This is a genomic window from Microbacterium sp. MYb45 (assembly GCF_002979655.1).
In the GTDB taxonomy this organism is placed as follows: Bacteria; Actinomycetota; Actinomycetes; order Actinomycetales; family Microbacteriaceae; genus Microbacterium.
Genome location: NZ_PCPG01000002.1, coordinates 1 through 26,125 on the forward strand (window position 1 = coordinate 1; position 26,125 = coordinate 26,125).

Annotated in this window: 24 protein-coding genes and 1 tRNA gene; 6 read left to right on the top strand and 19 right to left on the bottom strand. The window is 68.9% G+C overall.

What is annotated here, in order from left to right; translation table 11 throughout:
* Nucleotides 1-40 precede the first annotated feature (40 nt).
* Entirely contained in the window at nt 41-724 is a 684-nt protein-coding gene (locus tag CQ034_RS06305) for a YqaJ viral recombinase family protein (protein ID WP_105710383.1), read from the top strand.
* 15 nt (nt 725-739) lie between these two features.
* Here CQ034_RS06305 and CQ034_RS06310 read toward each other — a convergent pair whose 3' ends face one another.
* From CQ034_RS06310 to CQ034_RS06330, 5 genes are all read right to left on the bottom strand, one after another.
* Complete coding sequence (locus CQ034_RS06310) at nt 740-1,282, bottom strand: hypothetical protein (protein WP_105710384.1); 543 nt, start codon at nt 1,280-1,282, stop codon at nt 740-742.
* Entirely contained in the window at nt 1,279-1,920 is a 642-nt protein-coding gene (locus CQ034_RS06315; protein WP_105710385.1) for a hypothetical protein, read from the bottom strand. The genes CQ034_RS06310 and CQ034_RS06315 overlap by 4 nt, the downstream gene beginning before the upstream one ends.
* Nucleotides 1,917-2,522, bottom strand: coding sequence for a signal peptidase I (locus CQ034_RS06320; RefSeq protein WP_105710386.1), 606 nt, complete (start codon nt 2,520-2,522; stop codon nt 1,917-1,919). Before CQ034_RS06320 ends, CQ034_RS06315 begins: the two co-directional genes overlap by 4 nt.
* Before the next feature lie 8 nt (nt 2,523-2,530).
* A complete protein-coding gene (locus CQ034_RS06325) occupies nt 2,531-3,100 on the bottom strand; it encodes a SipW-dependent-type signal peptide-containing protein (protein WP_258134110.1) in 570 nt (189 codons plus the stop codon).
* Nucleotides 3,101-3,162: 62 nt separating this feature from the next.
* Nucleotides 3,163-3,720 carry a SipW-dependent-type signal peptide-containing protein gene (locus CQ034_RS06330; RefSeq protein ID WP_105710388.1) on the bottom strand — a complete coding sequence of 186 codons (558 nt, stop codon included), beginning with the start codon at nt 3,718-3,720 and terminating at the stop codon, nt 3,163-3,165.
* Nucleotides 3,721-3,993: 273 nt separating this feature from the next.
* On the opposite strand from CQ034_RS06330, the gene CQ034_RS06335 reads away from it, so the two are divergent.
* Together CQ034_RS06335 and CQ034_RS06340 are read left to right on the top strand one after the other, a co-directional pair.
* Nucleotides 3,994-5,730, top strand: a complete 1,737-nt coding sequence (locus CQ034_RS06335) for a DHA2 family efflux MFS transporter permease subunit (protein WP_105710389.1) — start codon at nt 3,994-3,996, stop codon at nt 5,728-5,730.
* A complete protein-coding gene (locus CQ034_RS06340) occupies nt 5,717-6,205 on the top strand; it encodes a MarR family winged helix-turn-helix transcriptional regulator (protein ID WP_105710390.1) in 489 nt (162 codons plus the stop codon). The genes CQ034_RS06335 and CQ034_RS06340 overlap by 14 nt, the downstream gene beginning before the upstream one ends.
* Here CQ034_RS06340 and CQ034_RS06345 read toward each other — a convergent pair.
* Nucleotides 6,144-7,088, bottom strand: coding sequence for a LysR family transcriptional regulator ArgP (locus CQ034_RS06345; protein ID WP_105710391.1), 945 nt, complete (start codon nt 7,086-7,088; stop codon nt 6,144-6,146). The genes CQ034_RS06340 and CQ034_RS06345 overlap by 62 nt on opposite strands.
* 70 nt (nt 7,089-7,158) lie before the next feature.
* Here CQ034_RS06345 and CQ034_RS06350 point away from each other — a divergent pair, with 70 nt between their 5' ends.
* Nucleotides 7,159-7,821: a LysE/ArgO family amino acid transporter gene (locus CQ034_RS06350; RefSeq protein ID WP_105710392.1), complete on the top strand. Its 663-nt coding sequence runs from the start codon at nt 7,159-7,161 to the stop codon at nt 7,819-7,821.
* Between the two features lie 4 nt (nt 7,822-7,825).
* On the opposite strand, the gene CQ034_RS06355 is transcribed toward CQ034_RS06350, so the two are convergent.
* The 6 genes from CQ034_RS06355 to CQ034_RS06380 all read right to left on the bottom strand — a co-directional run bounded on the left by CQ034_RS06355 (nt 7,826) and on the right by CQ034_RS06380 (nt 11,146).
* Nucleotides 7,826-8,179 (bottom strand): iron chaperone, encoded by a 354-nt coding sequence (locus CQ034_RS06355; RefSeq protein ID WP_105710393.1) that lies wholly within the window; start codon nt 8,177-8,179, stop codon nt 7,826-7,828.
* An 83-nt stretch (nt 8,180-8,262) separates the two neighbouring features.
* Nucleotides 8,263-8,952 (bottom strand): 50S ribosomal protein L1, encoded by a 690-nt coding sequence (gene rplA / locus CQ034_RS06360; RefSeq protein ID WP_029260994.1) that lies wholly within the window; start codon nt 8,950-8,952, stop codon nt 8,263-8,265.
* Nucleotides 8,953-8,963: 11 nt separating this feature from the next.
* A complete protein-coding gene (gene rplK / locus CQ034_RS06365) occupies nt 8,964-9,395 on the bottom strand; it encodes a 50S ribosomal protein L11 (RefSeq protein ID WP_017829145.1) in 432 nt (143 codons plus the stop codon).
* A 279-nt stretch (nt 9,396-9,674) separates the two neighbouring features.
* Entirely contained in the window at nt 9,675-10,718 is a 1,044-nt protein-coding gene (gene nusG / locus CQ034_RS06370) for a transcription termination/antitermination protein NusG (protein ID WP_105710394.1), read from the bottom strand.
* Nucleotides 10,719-10,760: 42 nt separating this feature from the next.
* The gene (gene secE / locus CQ034_RS06375; RefSeq protein WP_029260992.1) at nt 10,761-11,033 is read right to left on the bottom strand and encodes a preprotein translocase subunit SecE; all 273 of its coding nucleotides are present in this window, start codon (nt 11,031-11,033) and stop codon (nt 10,761-10,763) included.
* A 40-nt stretch (nt 11,034-11,073) separates the two neighbouring features.
* Nucleotides 11,074-11,146, bottom strand: a tRNA-Trp gene (locus CQ034_RS06380).
* A gap of 195 nt (nt 11,147-11,341) precedes the next feature.
* Here CQ034_RS06380 and CQ034_RS06385 point away from each other — a divergent pair.
* Nucleotides 11,342-13,165 carry an HSP90 family protein gene (locus CQ034_RS06385; RefSeq protein WP_181156239.1) on the top strand — a complete coding sequence of 608 codons (1,824 nt, stop codon included), beginning with the start codon at nt 11,342-11,344 and terminating at the stop codon, nt 13,163-13,165.
* 23 nt (nt 13,166-13,188) lie between these two features.
* Entirely contained in the window at nt 13,189-15,987 is a 2,799-nt protein-coding gene (locus tag CQ034_RS06390) for a hypothetical protein (RefSeq protein ID WP_105710396.1), read from the top strand.
* An 8-nt stretch (nt 15,988-15,995) separates the two neighbouring features.
* Here CQ034_RS06390 and poxB read toward each other — a convergent pair whose 3' ends face one another.
* The 7 genes from poxB to gabT form a co-directional block, all read right to left on the bottom strand.
* Nucleotides 15,996-17,720 carry a ubiquinone-dependent pyruvate dehydrogenase gene (gene poxB / locus CQ034_RS06395; protein ID WP_105710397.1) on the bottom strand — a complete coding sequence of 575 codons (1,725 nt, stop codon included), beginning with the start codon at nt 17,718-17,720 and terminating at the stop codon, nt 15,996-15,998.
* Between the two features lie 175 nt (nt 17,721-17,895).
* Nucleotides 17,896-19,260 carry an NAD-dependent succinate-semialdehyde dehydrogenase gene (locus tag CQ034_RS06400; protein ID WP_105710398.1) on the bottom strand — a complete coding sequence of 455 codons (1,365 nt, stop codon included), beginning with the start codon at nt 19,258-19,260 and terminating at the stop codon, nt 17,896-17,898.
* A gap of 25 nt (nt 19,261-19,285) precedes the next feature.
* Nucleotides 19,286-20,752, bottom strand: coding sequence for an NAD-dependent succinate-semialdehyde dehydrogenase (locus CQ034_RS06405; RefSeq protein WP_105710399.1), 1,467 nt, complete (start codon nt 20,750-20,752; stop codon nt 19,286-19,288).
* A gap of 22 nt (nt 20,753-20,774) precedes the next feature.
* Nucleotides 20,775-22,322, bottom strand: a complete 1,548-nt coding sequence (locus CQ034_RS06410; RefSeq protein ID WP_105710400.1) for an APC family permease — start codon at nt 22,320-22,322, stop codon at nt 20,775-20,777.
* Nucleotides 22,322-23,206: a universal stress protein gene (locus tag CQ034_RS06415; RefSeq protein WP_105710401.1), complete on the bottom strand. Its 885-nt coding sequence runs from the start codon at nt 23,204-23,206 to the stop codon at nt 22,322-22,324. Before CQ034_RS06415 ends, CQ034_RS06410 begins: the two co-directional genes overlap by 1 nt.
* Entirely contained in the window at nt 23,206-24,588 is a 1,383-nt protein-coding gene (locus CQ034_RS06420) for an NAD(P)/FAD-dependent oxidoreductase (protein WP_105710402.1), read from the bottom strand. Before CQ034_RS06420 ends, CQ034_RS06415 begins: the two co-directional genes overlap by 1 nt.
* Before the next feature lie 79 nt (nt 24,589-24,667).
* A complete protein-coding gene (gene gabT / locus CQ034_RS06425; protein ID WP_029260983.1) occupies nt 24,668-26,029 on the bottom strand; it encodes a 4-aminobutyrate--2-oxoglutarate transaminase in 1,362 nt (453 codons plus the stop codon).
* Nucleotides 26,030-26,125: the final 96 nt, after the last annotated feature.

The window sequence follows — 26,125 nt, forward strand, 5'->3', positions numbered from 1 at the left end:
TGTGCGAGGGAGGGTCGGCGGGCGGGGTTAGGGTCGAAGGGTGACCCCCGAACTCGCCGCCCGCATCGTCGCGGATTCGCGCGACCGCGTGGCGTGGATGCGCGCACGCTCCCGGGGGATCACCGCCACCGACGTCGCCGGACTCACCTCCGAGAAGTCGATCGCTCGCGCGGCGGACTCCAAGCTCGGCGGAGGCCCCCGCTTCGGCGGCAACGCCTACACCGATCACGGCCGGCGGCGGGAGCCCGAGATCGCGGCGTGGGTGGCAGCGACCCACGGCATCCTCCCGTCTTCCGCCCTGTTCCGCGCCGAAGTCGAGCACCGGCACCTGGCCACGCCCGACGGCATCGCGGTCGACGCCGAGGGGCGAGTGAAGCTCGCCGAGATCAAGACGACCAACAAGGCGTTCCGCGGCATCCCGCGCACCTACCTCCGCCAGATCTGGTGGCAGCAGCACGTCCTCGGCGCCGAGCGGACACTGTTCGTCTGGGAGGAGCACGTCGACTTCTCCCCGATCCACGACGAGCCGCGCTGTGTATGGATCGACCGCGACGACCGCGAGATCGCCAAGCTGGTCGGCCTCGCCACCAACCTCATCGACGAGCTCTACCGACGCACCACCGGCCGGCAGGTCCCGAGCCTCACTCCGGAGGCTGCCGCAGCCAGCCGCCGCGAGCAGCTCCGCGAACGCGACGCGTTCCGTGCACTGGCGCTCGCCGACTGACCTCTCGGCTTCGACCTAGTAGCTGGCTGCGATGCCCATCGTGCACTGCGGGTTCGCGCCGAGCAGTCCCATGGTCGCGTTCGCCACGAGCCAGTCGGACTTCCACCCGCCCGGCCCGGTGAAGCGGATGCCGAAGGTCTTCGTCGCCCCCAGAAGCCCCGTGAGCAGGCCCCCGTCGATGACGGTGACGTAGGCAGCCGCGGATCCCGTCGTCTGGACGTTCCCGAGGAGGTTGCTCAGGATCGGCTCGAGGAGGCCCTGATTGACGATCTGCCCGAACTCGGCTTTCGTCAGGTCGTACCCCGTCGCGGCGGCCGGTGCCCGCCAGGAGATGGTCACCTTCGGGTTGGCGCCCAGCAGTCCACTGCTCGCCACGCAGCCGGGAGATGCGGAGGCGATGGGTTCCGGGACGTTGATCGAGGTTCCGGTCGCGGTCGCCCGCTCGGCATCCGTCCATGCCGCCTCGGTCGACGGGACGGTCGGGGCGAGGCCGACCCCGATCAGCAGCGAGATCCCGAGCACGGCGCCCGCCGACCGCAGACGCTTCTCGGGACTCATCGGACACCGCCGGGCTCACGCGGCTCGACACCGATCGCCACGGCACGACGACGAGCGACGAGCAGGACACCGACGACGACCAGCGCCGATGCACCGGCGAGCACCCACGGCGGCAGCGGCGTCGGACCGGTCGCTGCCAGGCCTCCACCGGGACCGACGATCACGTCTTCACCGATGCCGCTGGCATGGAGGCGGAGGGTCGTCGAGCCCGCCGCCTCTTCGCCGAGCCCGATGGAAAGCCGGACGTGCGCGACGTCGGTGTCGGCGACCTCGCCGAGCCGCACCTCGCCGCCGTCGCGCGGCACCTGCCACGCCGAGCGCACGATCACGGCACCGCCGGGGCATGCGCTCCCCTCCCAGGCGCGCAGACAGATGGACACGTCGAGGACCAGCGGCGCTTCGCCGGTGGCGCTCAGGGCTATCGTCACGACCCCCGGATCCGGTGCCACAGCACTGACGGCGACATCCCACCGCACCTGCTGCCCGGGGAGCAGCGATCCGGCGGCTTCCCAGTCCGCCACCGAGACGAGCCGCAGGATGCGCCCCTGGATGATCTCCGTCGTCGGCGACGCCCACGCAGGGGCCGCCGAGCCGAGCAGCATGAAGAGCACGACGACTCCGACGCTCAGGCGTCTCATGGGCGCCGATCCCTCCGTCTGGCCCCCGCCGCGACCAGCGCGTCCGGAGCCGCTGGACCCTCGACGTCGTCGGAGGATTCCTCCGGCGCCACGCGCTCCCTCCGCGGCCAGAACGCCCACACGACCAGCAGCGATGCACCGAGCGTGACCCCGCCGAGCACCCACGGACTGCCGAACCAGACGATGACATTCGCGAGGGCGGGCACCGAGCCACGGACGATGCGGACGTCGGACACGATGTACGGCGCCGGATCCTCGACGTCGTTCGCGTCACCCTTCATGGTGAGGGTGCGCATGTCGCCCGCATCCGCCGGCTCGACCGCGGTGACGCGGTGCGTGATCGGCAGGGCTGCATCCCGATCCACCGTCACGACGTCACCGACCGCGATGTCGGAGGCGGGTATCTTCTGCACGAGGGCGACGGATCCAGCAGGGATGGTCGGCGCCATCGACCCGGTCTTGAACATGATGAGCGAATAGCCACCGGTGAAGGCCATGATCACGAGCACGATGCAGATCACACCGCCGATGGCCGCCAGAGTGAGCAGCACCTCGCGCACTCCGCGTCCCACTGCGCGGGCGCCGCGTGCGATGGTGGCCATGTCGTCTCTCAGCTCGTGCTTCCGGTGAAGGTCCAGGTCGGTTTCACGGTGCCGCCCTGCGCCGTTCCGGTCGCATCTGAGGGCAGCTCGAGCACGATGCAATACGTGATCGTGTTGAGCGGGGTCACGGTGAGTGTCTGCGCGGGAAGCGCGGGAACCGCGGTCAGAGCGGCCGTCGCGGTCGCCGTCGTCGTGCAGTTGGCGGGTGCAGCGACCACGGCGATGTTGACCCTGATCGCGTTCTGCAGCGCGAGGTCTGCTCCGGTCGGCGCCGTGCCCGCGTTGTTCGTCACAGCGACGGCGGTGAGGTTGACCGTGCCACCCAGGGTGCCCGACGCCTGCACCTGCACATACGCCGCCTTCTTCACCCCGGGGTAGAGGCCCGTCGCGTCGAGAGGCACGGTGAGCACGGTCTCGGTGGGTCCGTGCGACGCGAATGCCCCCTGATCGGACCGTGACACGATCGAGAAGCTCCCGGCGCTGACCGTGCTCGTCGCGAGTTCCTGGTCGGTCCACGCCGCGATCGTCATCGTCGCGCCGACGCCGAGCACCAGCCCGCCGGCGAGCAGGGCCCGCACGCGCCGAAATGCACGCGAGGGCCGCGGGCGAACGGACGCGCGCAACGAGCGGCGGGTGGGCGCTACGGCTGCACCGAGGTCGTGTTCCACTGCCATGTGACGGTTCCCGTGTCGCCCTGCTCGATCCCGCCCGCACCGGAGGCGGCGGTGACCTGGATGCACAGGTTGACGTCCGTGCCCGGCGTCATCGTCGCAGGCACCGCGGTTCCCGCGGCGAACGCGGTCTCGTCGCAGCCGAAGGTCGTCCCCGTCGACACGACGTCGTAGGTCAGCTTGCCCGCGGTGACGAAGTCGCCTGCCCCGACGGGAGCGACGGCGTCGAGCGTGGCGTCGTAGGTGCCGCCGAGACGCAGGGCGTACGGCGCGTACACCACGTCGCCCGGGCTGAGGTTCGTCGGGTTGAGCTCGAAGGTCAGCGAAGCTGCCGCGTCGTCGGTCGCGTGCTCGCTGAACGTCGTTCCGTCGGTGGAGCCCGTGAACGTGAAGGATCCGGCGGTGAAGGTGCCGTTCGCGAACTCGGAGTCGTTCCACGCGGCGAGTGTGACGGCCACCCCCACTCCGAGGACGAGTCCGCCCGCCAGGACGGCGAGAACCTTGCGCTGCGTGTCTTTGGTAGCCATCGGAGTCCCCCTCAGGAATCAGGCGATCGCGTGAATGCCTGAGAACGACCGCCTCGCAGAGGCCCCGCATCCCCGCCGTGCCCTCATCCTCACTGACGCCTTCCCCCAGAACAAGGCGATTTCGCGCACGTCCGAGGCACATCGCGCGCACCGCATTTCCCGCCACAATGGTTGACGTAGATCAACGATTCCCATATAGTTGACGCAGTTCAACCATCTTGCGCGCGCCAGAGCTGTCGCAGCATCCGTCCTTCCGACCGCGAAAGGTCTCGCATGACCACGGACTCCCCCGTCAAGATGACGCATCGCCAGGTGCTCGAAGCCCTCACCGGGCTCCTCCTCGGCATGTTCGTCTCGATGATCGCCACCACGGTGGTCTCCACCTCGATGCCGGTCATCGTCCATGACCTCGGCGGCGACCAGGCCGCATACACCTGGGTCATCACCGCGACCCTCCTGACGACAGCGATCTCCACGCCGATCTGGGGCAAGCTCGCCGACCTCTTCAACCGCAAGCTCCTGATCCAGATCGCGATCGTCATCTTCGTCGGAGCGACTGCGGCGGCCGGATTCGCGCAGGACACCAACACCCTCATCGCCTTCCGCGCCATCCAGGGCATCGGCGGTGGCGGGCTCGCCGCCCTCAGCCAGGTCATCATGGCCGACATCATCAGCCCGCGCGAGCGCGGCCGGTACATGGGGCTGTTCGGCGCCGTGATGGCCGTCGCCACCGTCGGCGGCCCGCTCCTCGGCGGCTGGATCACCGACGTCGCGAACTGGCGCTGGAACTTCTTCGTCGCCCTCCCCTTCGCCGTCGCCGCGCTGATCATCCTGCAGAAGACGCTGCATATCAGCACCGAGCGCACCCGCAAGGTCTCGATCGACTACGTCGGCATCGTGCTGCTCTCGGCCGCGGTGTCGCTGATCCTCATCTGGATCACGAACGCCGGCTCGACGTTCGACTGGTGGAGCACCGAGACCGTGCTCATGGTCGGCGGCGCGATCGTCTCGGCCATCGCCTTCATCATCGTCGAGCTCAAGGTCCGCGAGCCCCTCATCCCTCTCACGCTCTTCCGCGGTCGCACGTTCACCCTGTCGGTGCTGGCATCGATCTCGATCGGCGTCGCGATGTTCGGCACCTCGGTGTACCTCGCGCAGTACATGCAGCTCTCCCGTGGCGCCACGCCCACCGAGGCCGGCCTCATGACCCTGCCGATGATGGCGGGGCTCCTGATCTCGTCGATGGTCATCGGCCAGCTCGTGACCCGCTTCGGCAAGTGGAAGGGCTATCTGATCCTCGGCTCCGTGCTGCTGATCGCCGGTTCCGTCATGCTGTCGACGCTGCACTACGACACGAACTTCGCCCTCGTCTCGATCTACATGTTCGTGATGGGCGCCGGCGTCGGCATGACCATGCAGAACCTCGTCCTCATCGTGCAGAACGTCGCGAAGCCGAGTGAGATGGGTGTCGCGAGTTCGGGCGTGACGTTCTTCCGCAGCCTCGGCGGCACGGTCGGGGTCTCGGTCATGGGCGCCGTACTGGCGAACAGTCTCACCAGCCTGTTCAGCGACGGCAAGGAGCGCATCGGGGCGGCGATCGCCCAGCTCGGCGACAAGGGCGCCGATGTCGCCGCGCAGCTCTCCAGCGGAACGCTGCCCGAGGTCCGGCTGCTTCCGGAGCCGGTGCGTTCGATCATCGAGGACTTCTACGCGCAGGCCATCTCGCATGCGTTCCTGATCGGCATCCCGCTCGCGGTGATCAGCCTCATCGCGATCCTGTTCCTGCCGAACCGTCCGCTCACCACGATGACGACGAGCGAGCGGGCGCAGGCGGATGCGGCGAAGGCGGACTCGGCCGCAGACGACGATGCCACCCCGGTCGACGACGCGGCCGACGTCGCGATCGCCGATGCCACGGCGCTCTCCGGTGCACCGACCACCGGCACCGTCACCGTGGCCGGTCGCACACGCGACGCACACGACGATACGGCCGCCGATGCCGGACGTTGATCACCTCTCCGACACCCCCGAGGCGCGGGCCGCTGCAGTCCGCGCCCTCGAGGCGGAGTTCGGCGAACTGATCACGCACTTCCGTCGGGTGATCTCGGAGAACGCGAACCGCGTGAGTCCCGGCCTGCTGCCGGGCGCGTACAAGATCTTCACCACGATCGCCCGGTGCGAGACCGTCACGGTGTCGTCGCTGTCCGAGCGGATGCTGCTGGACAAGGGGCAGGTCAGTCGGATGGTGCGCGAGCTCGAGGAGCTCGATCTCGTCGAACGCTCGACCGATCCCGCCGACGGGCGCTCCTTCCTGCTGCAGCTCACGCCCCTGGGGGAAGAGCGCCTCGCAGCCGCGCGGCTCCCTCAGGAAGGCCGGCTGCTCCGCACGCTCGAGGACTGGAGCCTCGCCGACATCGGGAGCCTCACCCGCCTGCTGCACGCCCTCGCTTCGGGCGCGAGCCCGGACGCGATCGCTTCGGAGTGAGGGGCGTCTCCCCGAGCACCCGACGTGCCTCGGCGGCGATCTCGGCAGCGATGGTGTCGAGCAGCTCTGAGCGCAGGTTCCACTGCTGCCAGTAGAGCTGGACCCGAAGCGTCGGGCCGCCCAACGGGATCAGCCCGGAGGACTCCTGCAGGAGCGGGACCATCCCCCACCCGAGCCCGAGCCCGACGGCGAGCGCATAGTCATGGGACGCCGGAACGTAGTGCCGCGGCACCCCCGCCTCGCTTACGGACATCGCTCGGAGCCACTCGTGCTGCAGCGTGTCCCGCCGGTCGAAGTCGACGAACGGTGCGACCCTCAGGGCCTCCGCCGTCACTCCGTCGGCGAACCAGCGCGCTGCGAACCCCGGTTCCGCCATCGCCCGGTATTCGAGTACACCGAGCGGCGACACCGAGCATCCGGCGACCGGCGCGGCCTCGCTCGTGACCGCGGCCATCACGGTACCGGATTCCAGGAGCCGGGCCGTGAAGTTCTGGTCGTCGCGGTGCAGATCGAAGTCGATGTCGTGGCCGGCCGCGAGCCGGGAGAGCGGCGCGAGGAACCATGTCGCCATCGAATCGGCGTTCACGGCGAGCGGGATGCTGATCCGCCGGCTCTCCGCGACCTCGTCGATCCCCACGCCGAGGAGCGCGTCGTGCTCGAGCAGAGCTATCTGGCGGGCCAGGCGGACGACGGCCTCCCCCGCCTCGGTCAACTGCGCGGGCTTCGTACGCACGACCAGGATCCGACCGAGTTGCTGCTCCAGCGTCTTCAGGCGCTGACTCACCGCCGACGGCGTGATCTGCAGTCGCCTGGAAGCGGCGTCGAGCGTGCCCTCGTCGACGATCGCGGCGAGCGTGGCTGCGAGTTCCGGGTCGATCCTCACATAAGCGATGCTAATGGTTCGGTAGGAATCTTCGCTTCTCTTCACGATGCGAGATTCCTAGGCTGGAGCCATGCTCACCGTTCTCGCCGGCCTCGGACTCGGCCTCTCCCTCATCGTCGCCATCGGCGCGCAGAACGTCTTCGTGCTGCGCCAGGGAATCCGCCGCGAGCACGTGTGGGCTGTCGTGATCATCTGCGCCCTGTCGGATGCCGCACTGATCGCCGCGGGCGTCGCGGGGCTCGGATTCGTGCTGTCGGCCGCCCCCTGGCTCGTCGTCGTGGCTCGTTGGGCGGGGGCGCTGTTCCTGCTGAGCTACGGCATCCTGGCCGCGCGCCGCGCCTGGCGCGGCGGCGAAGAGCTGCGGGTGGACGGAGCGGATGCCGCCGACTCGGCCGCGGCGACGCCGGGCAGCGCGACGGCGACCCTCACCCGCACCCGGCTGGCGCCTGTCGTCCTGACCACGCTCGCGCTCACGTGGCTCAACCCGCATGTCTACCTCGACACGGTGCTGATGCTCGGCTCGATCGCAGCCACTCACGGCGAGGAACGCTGGCTGTTCGCGGGCGGCGCCATGGCCGCCAGCATCCTGTGGTTCACGGCGCTGGGGTTCGGTGCGCGCTATCTGGGACGCTGGCTGCGTACGCCGCGCTCCTGGCGCATCCTGGATGCGGTGATCGCCGTGATCATGATCGCCATCGCGATCAGTCTCGTGCTGCCGGTACTGGGCGGCTGACCGATCAGCCGTCGATCTGCGCCACCCGCGCCCGGACCAGCTGCTCGAGCACGCCATCGGGGATCGGATGCTCCGGTTGGAACCGGATGGTCCCCTTGTCGACGCTGACACCCGGCTGACCCTCCAGCGCTCCCGCCACGGCCGCGACGGCATCGGGGCTGAACGGATAGATGCCGATGTGCTTCTTGGCGCGCATCACCGACAGCAGCGGCTTCCCGGCGTGGACGAGGGCCGGCATTCCGTAGCCCTTGCCCTGCTCGGCATCCGGAGCCTCCCGACGTGCGACCGCGTACACGCGGTCGATCGCGTCACGATCCGCAGGAACGAGTTCTTCGAGATAGTCGTCGACAGTGCCCATCACGGCATCCTGCCACCCCGGCCCCGCTCCGACAACGCAGAAACGCCCCCGGGAGAACCCGGGGGCGTTTCTGCGAGTCAGACTCAGATGGAGTTGACGTCCAGCGGGATGCCGGGGCCGAACGTGGTCGACACCGCACCCTTCTGGATGTAACGGCCCTTCGAGCTCGAGGGCTTGAGGCGGACGATCTCCTCGAGCGCTGCGCCGATGTTCTCGTCGAGCTGCTCTGCGGTGAAGGACGCCTTGCCGACGACGAAGTGCACGTTGGCGTGCTTGTCGACGCGGAACTCGATCTTTCCGCCCTTGATCTCCTCGACGGCCTTGGCCGGGTTCGGGGTCACGGTTCCGGTCTTCGGGTTCGGCATCAGACCACGCGGTCCGAGCACCTTTCCGAGACGACCGACCTGGCCCATGAGCTCCGGGGTGGAGACTGCGGCGTCGAAGTTGGTCCAGCCATCGGCGACCTTCTGGATGAGCTCGGCGCCGCCGACCTCATCCGCACCTGCGGCGATCGCTGCCTCGGCCGCGGGGCCGGTGGCGAAGACGATGACGCGGGCGGTCTTACCGGTTCCGTGGGGCAGGATGACGGTGCCGCGCACCATCTGGTCTGCCTTGCGGGGGTCGACCGCGAGCTTCAGCGCGACCTCGACGGTCGAGTCGAACTTCGACGAGCCGGTCTCCTTCGCGAGGGCCACTGCCTCGGTCGGGGTGTAGAAACGGTCTGCCTCGATCTTCTCGGCGGCAGCCTTGTAAGCCTTGGACTTGGTAGCCATGATTATTCTCCTCAGCCCTCGACCGTGATGCCCATGGAACGGGCGGTGCCGGCGATGATCGAGATCGCGGCCTCGATGTCGTTCGCGTTCAGGTCGGCCTGCTTGGTCTCGGCGATCTGGCGGACCTGGTCCTTGGTGATCTTCGCGACCTTGACGGTGTGCGGGGTCGCGGAGCCCTTGGGGACGCCTGCGGCCTTCTTGATGAGCTCCGCCGCCGGCGGGGTCTTCAGGACGAAGGTGAAGCTGCGGTCCTCGTAGACGGTGATCTCGACGGGGATGACGTTGCCGCGCTGCGACTCGGTCGCGGCGTTGTACGCCTTGCAGAACTCCATGATGTTGACGCCATGCTGACCGAGCGCGGGGCCGATCGGCGGCGCCGGGTTGGCTGCACCGGCGTTGATCTGAAGCTTGATCAGGCCGGTCACCTTCTTCTTCGGTGCCATTCTCTTTCCTTTCATCGAATCGGATGCCGGAGCATCCGCTTCTCCCACAGATCCGGCGTTTCCGGATCGTGGTCGTCTCTGCGCACGCCGTAGCGGCACACAAACCACACAAGTCTACCTGATGCTGCCGCACAGCACGAACGCCGCGTCATGCCGAGCCGAGGAGCCAAGACACGCCGCAATCGCCCGACGTGCTGCGGCGTGTTCTGGCCCCTCGCAAGAAGGGAGCGAACGCAAGAACGGCCGCCCCGAAAGGGACGGCCGCTCTCAGGATGTGTGTCAGACCATCTTGGTGACCTGGTCGAACGACAGCTCGACCGGGGTCTCACGCTCGAAGAGCGAGACGAGGACCGTGAGCTTGCCGCTCTCGGGCTTGATCTCGCTGATCGAACCGGGAAGACCCGCGAACGAGCCCTCCTTGATCGTGATGGTCTCGCCGACCTCGAAGTCGACCTCGGCCGGCAGCGGACGAGCGACGGCGACGCCGCCCTTCGACGCGATGTTCTTGGCCGTGGGGACGTCCTTGACCTCGACGAGCGACTTCAGCATGTTGAAGGCCTCTTCGAAGCGCAGCGGCGTCGGGTTGTGGGCGTTGCCCACGAAGCCGGTGACACCCGGGGTGTGACGCACGACCGACCAGGTGTCTTCCGTGAGCTCCATGCGCACCAGCACGTAGCCGGGGATGCGCACGCGGGTGACCATCTTGCGCTGGCCGTTCTTGATCTCGACCACGTCTTCCATCGGGACCTCGATCTGGTAGATCTCGTCCTCGACCTCGAGCGTCGACTTGCGCTGCTCGATGTTCGCCTTCACCTTGCGCTCGAAGCCGGCGTAGGAGTGGATGACATACCACTTGCCCGGGAGCATGCGGAGGTCCATGCGGAAGGCCTCGTACGGGTCTTCCTCGGCGTCCTCGTCAACTTCATCGGCGGAGGAGTCCTCGTCGCCCTGCACGTCGTCCGCACCGAGCTCGGGGCCGTCGTACGGGGTGACCTCGTCGGCCGCAGCCGCGTCGAGGTCGGCGGCCTCTTCGGCCACAGATTCGTTGAGGACCTCAGCGGCAGCCTCAGACTCAGCCGCTTCGTCCAGGTTCAGAGCGTCGTTCACGATCGCGTCCGCCTCCGGGTCGTCGATGTCGATGTCGATGTCAGCCGTGTCATCCTCTTCGCCGTCCTCGTCTTCGACGTGAACCGCGATGTGCTCGGCCGGGGTGGCCGAGAGCTCTTCCTCAGCGAGGACGTTGCCCTCCTGGGCTTCGTCTTCCTCGCTGGACTGCTCTGCGGCGGTCGCCCAGTCGGCGTCGTCGGAATATCGTTCAGACACGTTGTTTCTTCTCCATAGCTGCGGCGCGAGCCGCGGGGGTCATCAGCCAGGGATTCCGAACACCCAGTGCGTCAAGAACGCGAACAGCGTGTCCAAGCCGTAGACGATGCCCATGACGATCAGAACGAAGACGAGCACCACCAGGGTGAACTTGAACAGCTCCTTGCGAGTCGGGGTGACGACCTTGCGGAGCTCGGCGATGACCTGGCGGATGAACAGGGCGATACCCCCGAAGAACCGTGAGAAGGGGTTGCCCTTCTTCTCGCGGGTGGCGCCGGCCGCGACGACCTCGCCGCGCGGTTCGTCCTGATCCATCCTGAATGTACCTTTCGTGTGTCAGCGTTGCGCTGACGCGCAGGGCGGACAGGAATCGAACCTGCAACCTGCGGTTTTGGAGACCGCTGCTCTGCCAATTGAGCTACCGCCCTAGAGACCGGGAGGTCTCGGGGTTCTCTCTCCACTCTGCCACCGTGACTGTGATCGGGAGACCCCAGGCATGGCGAAAGAATGCAGAGAACAACTGCCCCACAAGCATACGGCATCGATCCGGTGGCGCCGAACCGGGATCGCGAAGGCGTGTTCTTGTTAGGCTCAGCGAGCGTATGCAGGAGGAGGGAGCGCCGGTGAGCGCTGAGGTGCAGCAGTTCCAGGTGGATCTGCGCGGAGTGGTCGATCTGCTCAGCAGACACATCTACTCCAGTCCACGGGTGTACCTGCGGGAACTCCTGCAGAACGCCCGCGACGCGATCACTGCACGCCGCGAGGTCGACGGCGGCGGCGGACGCATCCGGATCACCCCGCTGACCGCGGAGAACGGCGAGTTCGTCCTGCGCGACGACGGCGTGGGCCTGACGGTCACCGAGGTGGCCGATCTGCTGGCCACCGTCGGGCGCAGCTCCAAGCGCGACATCTTCGACCTCCCGCGCAGCGACTACCTCGGTCAGTTCGGCATCGGTCTGCTCAGCTGCTTCATGGTCGCCGACACCATCGTCATCCGCTCCCGCAGCGCCCGGGGCGGCGCCTCGGTCGAGTGGACGGGAAGCGCCGACGGAACGTTCCAGGTGGCGGAGATCGACGAGGAGCTCCCCATCGGCACCAGCGTGCACCTCGTGCCGCGCTTCGACGCCGACGATCTGCTGCGTCCCACCGCCGTGCACGAGCTCGCGACGACGTTCGGCGAGTTCCTGCCCGTGCGGGTCACGATCGACACCGCCGGCGGCGACATCGACATCACCAGGGACGCGCCGTTCCTCGACGCCACCCAGGACCCGGAGTCCGCCGTGCAGTACGGGCGCGACCTCCTCGGAGCGAGTCCGCTCGACGTGATCGAGCTGAGCGAGCCCGCCACCGGCACCCGCGGCCTCGCCTACGTGCTGCCCTACGCTCCGCCGCCGGGCGCACGTCAGGCGACGCGCATGTATCTGGGACGGATGCTGCTCTCCGAGCGCGTCGACGACGTCCTCCCCGAATGGGCGTTCTTCGTCCGCGCCGTGGTCGACTCCACCGGGCTCGCCCCCACCGCGAGCAGGGAGTCGCTCGTCGACGACGCGGCGCTCGAGCGGGTCCGCGCGCAGCTCGGCGCCGGCATCCGCCGTTGGGTCCTGGAGCTGGGGCTGAGCGAGCCGCATCGCCTCGCTCAGTTCGTCGCCGTGCACGAGGTCGGACTCAAGTCCCTCGTACGCCACGACGAGGAGCTGGCACACTTCATCTCCCGCTGGCTGACGGTCGAGACCACGCACGGCACGGTGCGGGTCGGCGACCTCGTCGAGCGATACCCGCACATCCGCTATGCGCAGACCGTCGACGAGTTCCGTCAGGTGGCCGGCATCTCCCCCGCCGGAGAGGTGCTCGTCAACGGTGGATACCTGTACGACGCCGACCTGATCCGGATGCTGCCCGACCTGTACCCGCACGTCACCGTCGAGCAGGTCGACGTCACCGGAGAGCTCGACCGCCTCGATCCGCCCCCACTCGACGACCGCGACGCCGCCGTGGCGCTGGAGACGCGCGCGGGCGCCGTGCTCGCCGCATCCGACTGCTCCGTGGTCGTGCGCTCGATCGACCGCGCCGATCTCGCCGGGCTCTACGTCGCCGACCCGGAGGTGCTGCGCGCGATCGACCGCGGCCGCACCAAGGGCGTCACCGGCGCACTGTGGGGCGGCGTGCTGGACCGCATCGACAAGACCCTGTCCGCGGCCCGCGACGACGACCTCCGCGCGCGCCTGTGCCTGAACTGGTCGAACCGGGTGGTCCGCGCCCTGGTGCGCGTGCAGGACGACGCCGTCTTCGCCCGCACCGTGCAGCTCCTGTACATCCAGGCGCTGCTCGCCGGACACCATCCGCTCGCCGACGCCGACCGTGCGCTGATGACCAGCGCGCTCGCCGACCTCGTCTCCCTCTCAGCCGGCATCGAAGGGGACCAGATCCCCTTCGGCGACGTCCGCTGACACATCCCACCGAAGGGTTCCCCATGGCACGTCCGAAGAAGCGCTTCCAGCAGCTGATCGAGGAGATCGATCGCACCCCGTGGGGACCCGCCGAGCAGGCCCTGGTCTCGGAGGCGGTGGCGCTGGCCGTGGAGATCGGCGACGAGCGACTCGAGTACGAGGCGCGGATGCGGCAGACGGCCTCGGCGAACATGGGCGGCGCGACCGATGTGATGCTGAACTCGTTCGCCTGGTGCCTCGCACACCACGAGGCCGACCCGCAGCGGTTCCCCGCCGACCTCGACAACGGCGGCGCCGACCTGATGTGGCAGTTCAAGTGGATGGCGGCGTCTCTGCGCTCCTCGCCGGCGTTCTCCCAGGACCAGATCGCCGCCGTGCTCGACGACATGGAGAAGCACTACCGCGCCGGCGGCCTCGGCCTGAGCGGTGTGCTCACCGCCCGTTTCGAGGACGCCTGGGATGCCGGACGCATGGACGAAGCCGAGACGCTGCGGGTGCAGCTGGAAGCCACACCGCGCGACGACCACAGCCACTGCGACGCCTGCGGTCGGAGCCAGATCGCGGGCTTCTTCGCGGACACCGACCGCGACGCGGAGGCCATCGTCCTGGTGGAAGAGATGATCGAGGGCGGCTTCTCCTGCGGAGAGGAGCCTGAGCACGCCCTCTCCCGCGTGCTCCTCCCCTACCTCCGCGCCGGGCGCTTCGACGAGGCGAAGACCGCGCACCTGCGCAGTTACCGGTTGGCCAAGGACAACCCCGACAACCTGCGTATCGTCGCCAACAACATCGTCTTCGCGGCGCTCACCGGGAACGAGGCCCGTGCGCTCGCACTCGTCGAGAAGCACATCGCCTGGCTCGCCCACGACGGGCTGAACGTCGACGCGCACTTCGCCGCGCTCGCCGCCCTCGCCGTCGCGCTCGACCGCGTCACGGCTGCCGGCCACGGCGACACCCCGGTACGCGGAGCGGATTCGCCGGCGCTCGTGCCGTTCTTCGGGGAGCATGAGGGCCGCTGGAGCGCCGCCGAACTCGCGGCGTCCGCCTGGACGGCCGCAGACCGCATCGCCACCGCGTTCGACGAGCGCGACGGCACCGACGGCCACGCACGCAGCCTGGGGCGCATGCGTGCGCTCTCCGACGAGCAGTACGACGTGCCGATCCGCTCGGACGCGTTCGTGGCCCCTGCCCCCTCGACAGCTCCGGTGGACGCCGACGGGTGGTTCGAGCGCGCCATGCAGCTCGCCCAGTTCGGTGCGGAGCACGAGACCCTCGACGCCCTCCCCCGCGCCCTCGAGGTCGAGGACCCGTACAAGCGCGCCCAGCTGCTCTCCATGCGCCTCGGGATCCTCATCGCCCTCGAACGCGCCGACGAGGCCCTGGAGCTGCTTCCCCAGCGCATCGCCGCGCTCCGCGCCGCCGGGCGCGATGAGCAGGCCGACCTGGAGGAACGTCTGGGCCTTGCGACCTTCGGGATCGACACGCCGGAGGCGACGGCCGACCTCGAGGACGCGATCGCCGATGCCGCGTCGCTGCCCGCCTGGTCGCGCGGCGACCTGGCCCTCAGCCGCGCGGCTCTGCACCTGCAGGCCGGCGAAGCGGACGCCGCGCTGGACCTCGCCGAGCTCGCCGCGCGCTCCTTCGCGGAGGCGGAGGACACGCGGCTCGCGAACACGACGACTCTGGTGGCGATCTCGGCCGTGCTGCGCAAGGGCGACATGGAGGCGGCGACCGCATTGCTCGACCGTTTCCTCTCGCAGGACGACCTCAGCACCGGGCATCGCGCGCAGGCCCTGCAGACCAGGGCTCGCGTGCGCGGCGGCGGCAACAGCTATGCCGAGGGCGCTGCCGACGCCGACGAGGTATGCCGGCTGCTCGCGGAACTGGGCGCGACCCGCGCTCTCGGCGATGCGCACCTGCTCGCCGGGGCGCTCTGGGAAGACGCGGACGAGCCGGAGAAGGCCGTCTCCCGCTACCGCCTCGCCGCGCGTCTTGCGGGTGAGAGCGAAGGCGACTCGACCGGCGTGGACTTCCGACTCGCCAGGGTCATGCTGCGCGCCGGCGACGCCGAAGAGGCCGCAGAGCTGTTCGGCGACGTCCTGCAGCGCGAGGAGGAAGCGGAAGTGGCCGCCGGCTCGCGCGCGATGACCGCCTCGATGCTGGCACGGTCACTGAGCGCGGCCGGTGAGTTCGGCCAGGCCGTCGGTGCTCACAGCTATGCCTCCGAGCTCTTCGGACAGGCAGAGGAACACGCCGACCAGGCGATGTCCATGACCGAGCAGGCCAAGATCCTCGCCCGCTTCGACGAGCACGACGACGCGATCGAACTGCTCGAGTCCGCCGCCGAGACCGTGCGGCGCGCACCCGAGGCCGTGGGCGCGCTGAGCGAAGTGCTGCACAGCCTCGGCCAGGCGTACGGCGGACGCGGCGACGAACGCGCGTTCGCGCTCTTCGACGAGGTCGCCGCCCTCGCACAGCAGCACGAGGCGGAGTGGCTCCTCGCCGACGTCACCGATTCCCGCGGACGTGCGTTGGCCGAGCTCGGCCGGATCGACGAAGCGGTCGCCGCCGCCCTCACCGCAGCCGACGGGTTCGCCGCGCTCGGCGACCTCGGCTCGGCCGGCGGCTCCGAGCTCTTCGCCGCCCGCGTGCTGGCTGGGAACGACCGCGCAGCCGATGCCGTACCCCTCTACCGCAGCGCCATCGACCACGCCGCCGACCACCCTCCGCTGCTCCAGGTCGCAGCTCTCGAGCTCGGCAACGTGCTCGAGTCGCTCGGGCGGCACGGTGAGGCGGCCGAGGTGCGGGCCCTCGTGCAGAGCTGACCTGCGGGTCAGAAGAGCTGGCGCCAGTTGGCCTTCGCGAGGTCGAGGAGCTCGTCGCCGCGGCCGGACATCACCGTGCGGATCGCATAGAGCGCGAACCCCTTGACCTGCGCGGCCTCGATCGCCGGCGGCATGGAGAGTTCCTGCCGCTCGGTGACGACGTCGAGCAGGGCGGGCCCGTCGTGTGCGAGCACCTCGCGCACAGCATCCGGGAGGTCTTCGCTGCGTTCCACCCGACGCGCGAAGATGCCCATGGCTTCGGCGATCGCCGCGAAGCTCGGGTTCTCCAGACCGGTCCCGTACGTGACGAAGCCCGCGGCCTTCATCTCGAGCTCGACGAAGTTCAGCGAGGAGTTGTTGACCACGATCGTCTTCACCGGCAGCTTGTTCTGCGTGAGCGTGAGGAGCTCGCCGAGCATCATCGCGAGCCCGCCGTCGCCGGCCAGCGCGACCACCTGACGGTCGGGATGCGCGACCTGCGCGCCGATGCCGTGCATCAGGGCGTTCGCCATCGAGCCGTGCGTGAAGGAGCCGATCAGGCGACGCTGTTCGGTCATCGAAAGGTAGCGCGCCGCCCACACGGTCGGTGACCCCACGTCGGCGGTGAAGATCGCGTCGTCGGCAGCATGCTCGTCCAGGAGTCGGGCCAGGTACTGGGGGTGGATGGGGCGCTTTCCCTTGGCGGGGACGGCCAGTTCGTCGAGTTTCTTCCGCGTCTTGCGGTAGTGCGCGATCGCGTCATCGAGATGGCCGCGGTCGTCCTTCCTCGCCACTCGCGGCAGCAGCGCGTCGGCCGTCGCACGCACGTCGCCGACCAGCCCCAGATCGAGCGGATGCCGTTTGCCGAGCTGCGCGCCGCGGATGTCGACCTGGATGGTCTTGGCGTGGTCCGGGTAGAACTGCTCGTACGGGAAGTCGCTGCCCAGCACCAGCAGGGCGTCGGCGGCCTCCATGGCGCGGAAGCCGGAGGCGAAGCCCAGCAGGCCCGTCATCCCGACATCGAAGGGGTTGTCGTACTCGATGAACTCCTTGCCGCGGAGCGCGTGCACGATGGGAGCGCCCAACTTGTCGGCGAGGGCGATGACCTCGTCGTGCGCACCCTCGACACCGGCACCGGCGAGGATCGTCACGTTCTTCGCGGCGTTCAGCAGAGTGGCTGCCCTCTCGAGCTCGGCCCCGCTGGGGACCACCACGGGCCGCGCGCGCTCGATCACGACGGCGCGGTCGTCGGCGATGTCGGCGAGGGCGACGTCGCCCGGGATCACGAGCACCGCGACCCCCCGCTCCTCGATCGCGGCGCGCATGGCGATCTCGAGCAATCTCGGCATCTGCTTCGGGTCGGCGACGTACTCGACGTAGACGCTGCACTCGCGGAAGAGCTCCTGCGGATGCGTCTCCTGGAAGTACCCGGTGCCGATCTCGGTGGTGGGGATGTGCGCGGCGATCGCGAGCACGGGCACGCGCGAGCGGTTGGCGTCGTAGAGGCCGTTGATGAGGTGCAGGTTGCCCGGACCACACGAGCCGGCGACGACCGCGAGCTCTCCCGTGGTGGCGGCATCCGCGGCGGCCGCGAAGGCGGCGGATTCTTCGTGCCGCACGTGCACCCAGCGGATCGTGCCGTCTTTGCGCAGCGCGTCCGTGAAGCCGTTCAGCGAGTCCCCGGGGATGCCGTAGACACGGTCGATCCCGTTGGCGTGCAGAGTCTTGACGATGTTCTCAGCGACGTTGGCCATGCTTCGACCCTACGCCCGAGCAGCGACGGCGGCTCGGGCGTTGACAGGAGGACGCACCACCTCTCCGAGGTCGCACGAAAGGAAGGAGATCTCACGGTGTGAAGGAGTGGATGCGGCATCCGCTCCTTCATTCCGCGAGATCTCCTTCCGGGCGCGAGCCCCCGACCTGCTCGCGTCAGCCGATGCGGATCAGCTTCTTGTTCACGAACTCGTCGGCGGCCAAGTGGCCCAGCTCGCGGGCCGTGCCGCTGCGCTTGACGCCACCGAAAGGCAGCTCGGGGCTGTCGGCCAGCACGAGGTTGACGTAGACCATGCCCGCCTCGATCTTGTCGGCGACGCGCTCGGCCTGTTCGGCATCCGTCGTGAAGACGTAGGAGCCGAGGCCGAAGGTGGTGTCGTTCGCGAGCTGGACCGCCGCGTCCTCGTCCGCCACACGGTAGACGACGGCTGCGGGACCGAAGAGCTCCTCGCGGTACACGTTCATCTCGGGCGTCACGTCGGTGAGCACGGTCGGCGCGAAGAACGCTCCGTCGCGGGTGCCGCCGGTGAGCAGCGTCGCGCCCTGCTCGACGGCCTGATCGATCTGCTTCTGCAGGTTCTCGGCCGCGGCTTCGGAGGCCACCGGTCCGAGGACCGTGTCGTCGAGCGTCGGATCCGTCGCCTCGACGGCGGCCATCTTCTCCGTGAACTTCTCGACGAACGCGTCGTACAGCCCGTCGACGATGATGAAACGCTTGGCGCCGTTGCACGCCTGACCGTTGTTGTCGAGGCGCGCGTCGACGCCGGCCTGCACCGTCGCGTCGAGGTCGTCTGTCGAGAGCACGATGAACGGGTCGGACCCGCCCAGCTCGAGGGCGACCTTCTTGAGGTTGCGACCGGCGATCTCGGCGACGGCGGCCCCGGCACGCTCGGACCCGGTGAGCGAGACGCCCTGCACGCGCGGGTCGGCGATCATCGTCGCGATCTGCTCGTTCGTGGCGAGCACGTTCTGGTAGGCACCCTTCGGGAAGCCGGCATCGTGGTAGATCGCCTCGATCGCGGACGAGGACTCCGGGCACTGCGGCGCGGGCTTGAGCAGGATCGTGTTGCCCACGATCAGGTTCGGAGCCGCGAAGCGCACGATCTGGTACGCCGGGAAGTTCCACGGCATGATGCCGACGAGCGGGCCGAGCGAGGAGCGGCGGATGATGGCCGACCCCTCCCCCAGGATCGCGATCGGCTGGTCGGCCATGATCGACTCCGCCTGGTCGGCGTAGTACTCGGCGATGTCGGCGGCGAAGTCGACCTCCCCGAGGGCGGCCTCGCGGGGCTTGCCCATCTCGCGCACGAAGATGTCGGCGAGCTCCTCCCGACGCTCGCGGTGCAGCTCGGCCGCGCGGCGGACGAGGGCTGCACGCTCAGCGACGGTCGACGAACGGGACCACTCGCGGTGGGCCTCGTCGGCGGCGGCGACCGCCTCCTCGATCTGAGCGTCGGTGAAGGTGTCGAAGGACGCCAGCGTCTCTCCGGTGGCGGGGTTGATGACGGCGTAGTCGGTCATGTTCTCTCCTCCTCTGGCTGCTCGGTCAGGAGACCGGGATCAGCGTGTACTTGGTGGACAGGTACTCGTGGATGCCCTCGAACCCGCCCTCGCGTCCGACGCCGGACTGCTTCACTCCGCCGAAGGGTGCGGCGGCGTTGGAGACGACGCCCACGTTGAGACCCATCATGCCCGTCTCGAGCTTGTCGATCATCCGCTGGCCGCGCTGCAGGTTCTCGGTGAACACGTACGAGACGAGCCCGTACTCGGTGTCGTTCGCCAGGTGTACGGCCTCGTCCTCGGTCTCGAAGGTCGCGATCGCGAGCACCGGGCCGAAGATCTCCTCGCGGAGGATCGCGCTGCCGGCGACGACGTCGGTGAGCACGGTGGGCTCGTAGAACGTGCCGGTGCCCTCGACGGCCTTGCCACCGGCGAGCAGAGTCGCACCGCGACCGACGGCCTCGTCGACGAGCTCGCCCGCCTTGGCGACGGCATCCGCGTCGATGAGCGGTCCGATCGCCACACCTTCCTCGGTACCGCGACCGATCTTCATGCCGTTGACGCGCTCGGTGACACGCTTGGCGAACTCACCCGCGACGTCCTTGTGCACGATGAAGCGGTTGGCTGCGGTGCAGGCCTGGCCGATGTTGCGGAACTTCGCGGCGAGCGCGCCCTCCACGGCCTTGTCCAGGTCGGCGTCGTCGAACACCACGAACGGCGCGTTGCCGCCGAGCTCCATCGACACCCGCAGCACGCCCTCGGCCGCCTGGGCGATGAGCTTGCGCCCCACCTCGGTCGATCCGGTGAAGGAGAGCTTGCGCAGCCGCGGGTCGGCGATGATCGGTGCCGACAGCGCGCTGGACTTCGACGTCTGCACGACGTTGACGACGCCCGCCGGGAGCCCTGCCTTCTCGAGCAGCGAGACGAAGAAGATCGTCGTCAAGGGAGTCAGCGCCGGGGGCTTGATCACGACCGTGCACCCGGCCGCGAGTGCCGGAGCGATCTTGCGGGTGGCCATCGCGAAGGGGAAGTTCCACGGCGTAACGAAGAACGACGGTCCGACCGGACGCTGCGACACGACCATGTGGCCGGTGCCTTCGGGGTTGATGCCGTAGCGACCGCTGATGCGCACGGCCTCCTCGCTGAACCAGCGCAGGAACTCGCCGCCGTAGACGACCTCGCCACGGGCCTCGGCGAGGGGCTTGCCCATCTCGAGCGTCATGAGCAGCGCCAGGTCCTCCTTGTGCTCCTGCACGAGGTCGAACGCCGTGCGGAGGATCTCGCTGCGCACGCGCGGGGCGGTGGCCGCCCACTCATCCTGAGCGGCGACCGCGGCGTCGAGGGCACGGATGCCGTCGGCCGGCGTCGCGTCGGCGATCGTCCGGATCACCGTGCCGGTCGCCGGGTCCTGCACGTCGAAGGTGCCGCCGGTCTCGCCGTCGATCCACTGCCCGCCGATGAAGAGGCCGGTGGGGATGCTGTCGAGGAGCGCCTGTTCGGTCTGAGTGCTCATGATTCTCTTTCTGTGAGGAGGGCTATGCGCGCTTGCGTCGGCTGGGCGGTGCGTCGATGCCCAGCGTCTCGCCGCGGAAGAAGGCGGGCCGGCGGACCGCGTTCCAGATCATGACCGCGATGCCGACGACGATGATCAGCATCCCGAGGATGAAGACGATGCCGACCCCGCCGATCTGCGATCCGGAACCGTATTCCGGGTCCATCGAGTCGATCAGCGTCGTGAAGAACAGCACCGCGAGGATCGCGCCACCGACGAGCGGGAAGAGGAACGTGAAGAAGACGTTCCTCGTCGAGTCGAACCACTGCTTGCGGAAGTACCACACGCACGCGAACGCGGTGATCCCGTAGTAGAAGCAGATCATCATGCCGAGCGTGAGGATCGTGTCCCACAGCGTGTCTTCGCTGACGACGCGCATGACGGCGTAGAACGCGGAGGCCACGATCGCCGAGATGATGGTCGCGTACCCCGGCGTGAAGAAGCGGGGGCTGACCTTCGCGAACGCCTTCGGCAGGGCACCGTAGTGCCCCATGGCCAGCAGTGTGCGCGCCGGGCCCACGAACGTGGACTGCAGCGACGACGCGGAGCTGGTCAGAACGGCCAGCGACACCAGGAACGCGAGCGGCCCCAGGATCGGGCCGGAGAGGTGGAAGAACACGTTCTCCTGGATGTCCGCGTTGCCGAGCCCCAGCGCCCCGGTGCCGACGCCGGCGAACATGATCATCGCGACCGCGAGCAGCAGGTACAGCGACACGATCGTGAGCACCGTGACGGTGGCCGCGCGACCCGGTGTCCTCTCCGGATCCTTGGTCTCCTCGTTCATGGTGAGGGTGACATCCCAGCCCCAGAAGATGAAGATCGAGAGCGAGAGGCCCGCGGCGACCGCGCTGAAGGAGGAGATCGCGAACGGGTTGAACCAGTTCAGGTCGAACGGCTGGTAGTCGAAGCCGTTGCCGTTCACCGCCTGCACGATGGCCGCGACGGCGAAGAACACCAGCACCAGGATCTGGAAGCTGACGAGCCAGTACTGCAGCTTCTGCGTCGTCTGCATGTCGCGATACGAGATCCACGTCGCACCGAGCATGAACAGCAGGCAGACACCGATGTTGATCCAGGTGACACCGGCGAGGTCGCCGATCTCCGGGTTCCCGGTGATCTGCGACAGCAGCAGGAAGAGGAAGTCGACCGCGACCCCGGCGAGGTTCGACAGCACCAGGATCGTCGCGACGACCAGACCCCAGCCGGCCATCCAGCCGACCCACGGTCCGAACGCTCGGGCCGCCCAGGTGAACGACGTGCCGGAGTCCGGCATCCGATTGTTGAGCTCGCGGTAGCCGAAGGCGACGAGGAGCATCGGGATGAAGCCGACGAGGATGATGGCCGGGATCTGCGCCCCGACCTCGGATGCCGTGGGGCCGACGGCGGCGGTGAAGGTGTACGCGGGGGCGATGCACGAGATGCCGATCACGACCGCGCCGATCAGGCCGACCGTTCCGGCGCTCAGGCCCTTGGTGGAGATGCCGGTCGTGACACCGGATTCGGGCTCCGTCGCCCGGTTCGTGCTGCTCATCAGCGGTCTCCTGCTTCGTTGCGGGTACGCGGGACGACGATCATGGGAACGGGCAGTTCGTGCAGCATCTTCGCTGCCGTAGAGCCCAGGAACAGACGACGCGGTTGCGCCAGCCTGCTGGAGCCGACCAGGACGACCTCGCCGGGAAGCCAGGAGAGATGGGCGACGGCGTCTTCGACCGAGTCGCCCGGTGCCCTCTCGACCGCGGCGGTGCGACCGTCCGGCAGCAACTCCGCGGCGACGGCGAGCACCTCCTGGCCGTGGGTGTCGCCGACCGTGCGGATCGCTCCGGTGTCGAGTCCGGGGGGAACGTCGAACGGAACGAGGGATACGAGCCGGAGGTCGACACCGCTGTCTCCGGCGAGCGCGACGGCCTCATCGAGGAGGGCGTCGGCACCGGGTCGGGATCCGACGGCGACCGTCACGCGCGGCAGGACGTGATCGTCCTGCTGGGCGGCGCCCACGGGCGCGAGCGCCACCGGAATGGTCGATGAGTGCAGCAGCTCGGAGGCGACGCTGCCGAGACGGTGGCGTCCGAAGATGCCGCCCCCGGCCGCGCCGATCACGATCACCCTGGCGCCGAATTCCTCGCCGGCGGCGATCAGTCCCTCGGCGAACGATTCGGAGAAGCGCACGTGACCGCTGCGGGTCAGCTCCTGCGGGAGCCGGACCACGGCGTCCGCGAGCCACTGCCGCGCCTGCGCCTTGATGTGCTCCTCGTACGCGCGCTCCGGTGGGACTGCCGCGCTGCGCGTGCCCTCGTTCGGCAGCACGATCACCAGGTGCAGGGTCGCACCGAGGCTGCGAGCGAGCCGGGCGCCGAGTGCCGCGGCATCCGCTCCCGCGTCCGTCGCCGTGTATCCGACGACGACCGAGCCGGTCATCAGCTGCCGCTCTCGACAGCGCCGGCGTCGCGACTCGCGTCGACGATGTTCGATGCGACGAGGTGGCCCATGCGGATCGCCCCGTCGACGTGCTGGTACCCGGCGCCGGCCATGTCGCTGCACGCGAAGTGGATCGGGCCGACCGCCGTGCGGAGGTCCGCGCCGTAGCGGTGCAGGCCCCCCATGTCGAAGCTCGCGGCGTAGGCGCCGCGCGTCCACTCCTCGCTGCCCCAGTCGCTCTCGTAGTAGACGACCGGGTTCTTGGCCTCGGGTCCGTAGTAGTGCGACAGCGACTCGAGGATGCGCTCCTTGCGCTCCTCGGCCGACAGCTCGAACACGCCGTCGGCGTTGGCGTCGGAGACGAAGCCGACCAGGGTGCCGCGCTCGTCGCCGTGGTTGGTGTTGTCATAAGCCTCGTGCGAGAGCTCGTACGGGCTGAAGGCGGTGCCGCTGAGGCCCTGCTCGCGCCAGAACGGCCGGTCGTACACGGCGTGCACCTTGATGACGAAGCCCATCGACAGGTGTTGGTGCAGCTGATGCTGTCGGCGCGGCAGCGGAGGGTCGAACGCGATGCGGCTGTAGAGCACCGGCGCGTGCGCGAGGATCGCGTGGCGGGCGCGCACCGTGTGCTGATCGGTGGTGGCGACGACACCCGTGTCGGACCATTCGAGGCCGCGCACTGGCTGGTTCAGCAGCACGTCGTCGCCCAGGCGCTCAGCGAGGCGCAGCGGAACCTGCTGCAGACCGCCGACCACTCGCTTGTCGAGGATGAAGTCGGCGTCGACGAGGTTCGAGTAGGAACCTGCGGACGCGGCCATCAGCAGCGACTGCAGCAGAGAGAAGGAGTGAGTGGGCTTGGTGAGCATCGCGGAACCGGTGGCGAAGGCCAGGTTGCGCACGGCCTCGTCGTCGTCGGTCTGCGAGCGCAGCCAGGCGTCCCAGGTGATCGTGTCCCAGTCCTCGGCGCTGGGGTGGGCCCAGGGACGGTCCGGGTCGATCTCGGCGACCAGTGCGTCGAGGATCTCGGTGACCCTGGCGATCTCGGCCTCGGTCTCGGGCGACACCGGGAACATCTCGCCCGTGAAGCGGTGTGCCTTCCCGTCGGGGCCGACATAGACGCTGTCGCCTTCACGGTAGCGGCTGTAGGTCTCGAGCCCCAGCTCCTCGATCGTGTCCTTGAGCGCGTCCTGGTCGGGCGACACCCACTGGCCGCCGATCTCGAGCATGGCGCCCTCGATCACGTCGGTCCACAGGCGCCCGCCGACGCGGTCACGGGCCTCCAGCACGGCGACCGAGAGGCCGGCCTTGCGGAGGTCGTTCGCCGCCGTGAGCCCTGCGGCTCCGGCACCGATGATCAGTACGTCGCGTGTGATCTCAGCCATCTGCAACTCCTTCGTTGGGTGAAACAGTGCCGGTCGCGACCCGAAATCCCCCGATCGGGGTCGCGACCGGACAGGGGTGTCAGGCCGCGGCGAGCGCCGCAGCGACGATGTCGAGTCCTTCGTTCAGCAGATCGTCGCCGATCGAGAGCGGGGGAAGGAAGCGGATGACGTTCCCGTAGGTTCCGCAGGTGAGGACGACGACGCCCTGGGCGATGCACGCCTTCGCGACGGCGGCCGTGAGAGCGGCATCCGGGGCCTGCGTCTCGGGGTCGACGAACTCAGCGGCGATCATCGCACCGTGGCCGCGCACGTCGCCGACGCGCGGGTCGTTCTGCTGGATCGCGGTGAGACGCTGCGTGAGGGTCGCCCCGATCTCACGGGCACGCTCGATCACGCCGTCGTTCTCGAACACATCGATCGAGGCGAGGGCGGCGGCGCAGGCGATCGGGTTGCCGCCGTAGGTACCTCCGAGGCCGCCGGAGTGCGAGGCGTCCATGATCTCGGCGCGACCGGTGACGGCCGCGAGCGGGAGACCGCCGGCGATGCCCTTGGCCGTGGTGATCAGGTCGGGCTCGATGCCGAAGATCTCGCTCGCGAACATGTGCCCGGTGCGGGCGAATCCGGTCTGCACCTCGTCCGCGATGAAGACGACGCCGTTCGCGCGGCACCAGTCGACGATCGCCGGCAGGAAACCGTCGGCCGGGACGATGAAGCCGCCCTCGCCCTGGATCGGCTCGATGATGACCGCGGCGAGGTTGTCGGCGCCGATCTGCTTCTCGAGCTGGAGGATGACGCGGGCCGCGGCCTCGTTTCCGTCGAGCCCATCGCGGAACGGGTACGACATCGGAGCGCGGTACACCTCCGGGGCGAACGGACCGAAGCCGCTCTTGTACGGCATCGACTTGGCGGTGAGCGCCATGGTCAGGTTCGTGCGGCCGTGGTAGCCGTGATCGAAGGCGACGACCGCCTGACGTCCGGTGTGCTTGCGGGCGATCTTGATCGCGTTCTCGACGGCCTCCGCACCCGAGTTGAACAGGGCACTCTTCTTCGCGAAGTCGCCGGGGGTGACGCGGTTGAGGGCCTCGGCGACGCCGACGTACGACTCGTAGGGCGAGATCATGAAGCAGGTGTGCGTGAACTGCGCGGCCTGCGCGGCTACGGCTGCGGCGACCTTGGGGTGCGCGTTGCCGACCGTGGTCACGGCGATACCGGAGCCGAGGTCGATGAGCGAGTTGCCGTCCGCGTCGACGATCACTCCGCCGCCGGCTGCCACGGCCGCGATCGGCACGGTGTGCCCCACACCGGCCGCGACGGCATCCGCCTTGCGTGCGAGGATCTCGGCCGAGCGAGGTCCGGGGAGGTCCGTGACCAGGCGACGCTCCTGCGGGAGGTCGGGTCCGCCGAGAGGGACTGCGGGGGCTGCGGTGTCGAGGAGTGCCATGTTCGCGAGCGTACGGCGGCAACGGAGGCCGCCGCACTAGACAACTTGTACAATCTAGGCGAAGGGTTCGCCCGACTGTACAGCGGAAAGGTTCCT

Coding starts and splice junctions, on each gene's coding strand:
- CQ034_RS06310 (WP_105710384.1), bottom strand. CDS start 1,282: ATGAGTCCCGAGAAGCGTCTGCGGTCGGCGGGCGCCGTGCTCGGGATC.
- CQ034_RS06315 (WP_105710385.1), bottom strand. CDS start 1,920: ATGAGACGCCTGAGCGTCGGAGTCGTCGTGCTCTTCATGCTGCTCGGC.
- CQ034_RS06320 (WP_105710386.1), bottom strand. CDS start 2,522: ATGGCCACCATCGCACGCGGCGCCCGCGCAGTGGGACGCGGAGTGCGC.
- CQ034_RS06330 (WP_105710388.1), bottom strand. CDS start 3,720: ATGGCTACCAAAGACACGCAGCGCAAGGTTCTCGCCGTCCTGGCGGGC.
- CQ034_RS06335 (WP_105710389.1), top strand. CDS start 3,994: ATGACCACGGACTCCCCCGTCAAGATGACGCATCGCCAGGTGCTCGAA.
- CQ034_RS06340 (WP_105710390.1), top strand. CDS start 5,717: ATGCCGGACGTTGATCACCTCTCCGACACCCCCGAGGCGCGGGCCGCT.
- CQ034_RS06350 (WP_105710392.1), top strand. CDS start 7,159: ATGCTCACCGTTCTCGCCGGCCTCGGACTCGGCCTCTCCCTCATCGTC.
- CQ034_RS06355 (WP_105710393.1), bottom strand. CDS start 8,179: ATGGGCACTGTCGACGACTATCTCGAAGAACTCGTTCCTGCGGATCGT.
- rplA (WP_029260994.1), bottom strand. CDS start 8,952: ATGGCTACCAAGTCCAAGGCTTACAAGGCTGCCGCCGAGAAGATCGAG.
- rplK (WP_017829145.1), bottom strand. CDS start 9,395: ATGGCACCGAAGAAGAAGGTGACCGGCCTGATCAAGCTTCAGATCAAC.
- secE (WP_029260992.1), bottom strand. CDS start 11,033: ATGGATCAGGACGAACCGCGCGGCGAGGTCGTCGCGGCCGGCGCCACC.
- CQ034_RS06390 (WP_105710396.1), top strand. CDS start 13,189: ATGGCACGTCCGAAGAAGCGCTTCCAGCAGCTGATCGAGGAGATCGAT.
- poxB (WP_105710397.1), bottom strand. CDS start 17,720: ATGGCCAACGTCGCTGAGAACATCGTCAAGACTCTGCACGCCAACGGG.
- CQ034_RS06400 (WP_105710398.1), bottom strand. CDS start 19,260: ATGACCGACTACGCCGTCATCAACCCCGCCACCGGAGAGACGCTGGCG.
- CQ034_RS06405 (WP_105710399.1), bottom strand. CDS start 20,752: ATGAGCACTCAGACCGAACAGGCGCTCCTCGACAGCATCCCCACCGGC.
- CQ034_RS06410 (WP_105710400.1), bottom strand. CDS start 22,322: ATGAGCAGCACGAACCGGGCGACGGAGCCCGAATCCGGTGTCACGACC.
- CQ034_RS06415 (WP_105710401.1), bottom strand. CDS start 23,206: ATGACCGGCTCGGTCGTCGTCGGATACACGGCGACGGACGCGGGAGCG.
- CQ034_RS06420 (WP_105710402.1), bottom strand. CDS start 24,588: ATGGCTGAGATCACACGCGACGTACTGATCATCGGTGCCGGAGCCGCA.
- gabT (WP_029260983.1), bottom strand. CDS start 26,029: ATGGCACTCCTCGACACCGCAGCCCCCGCAGTCCCTCTCGGCGGACCC.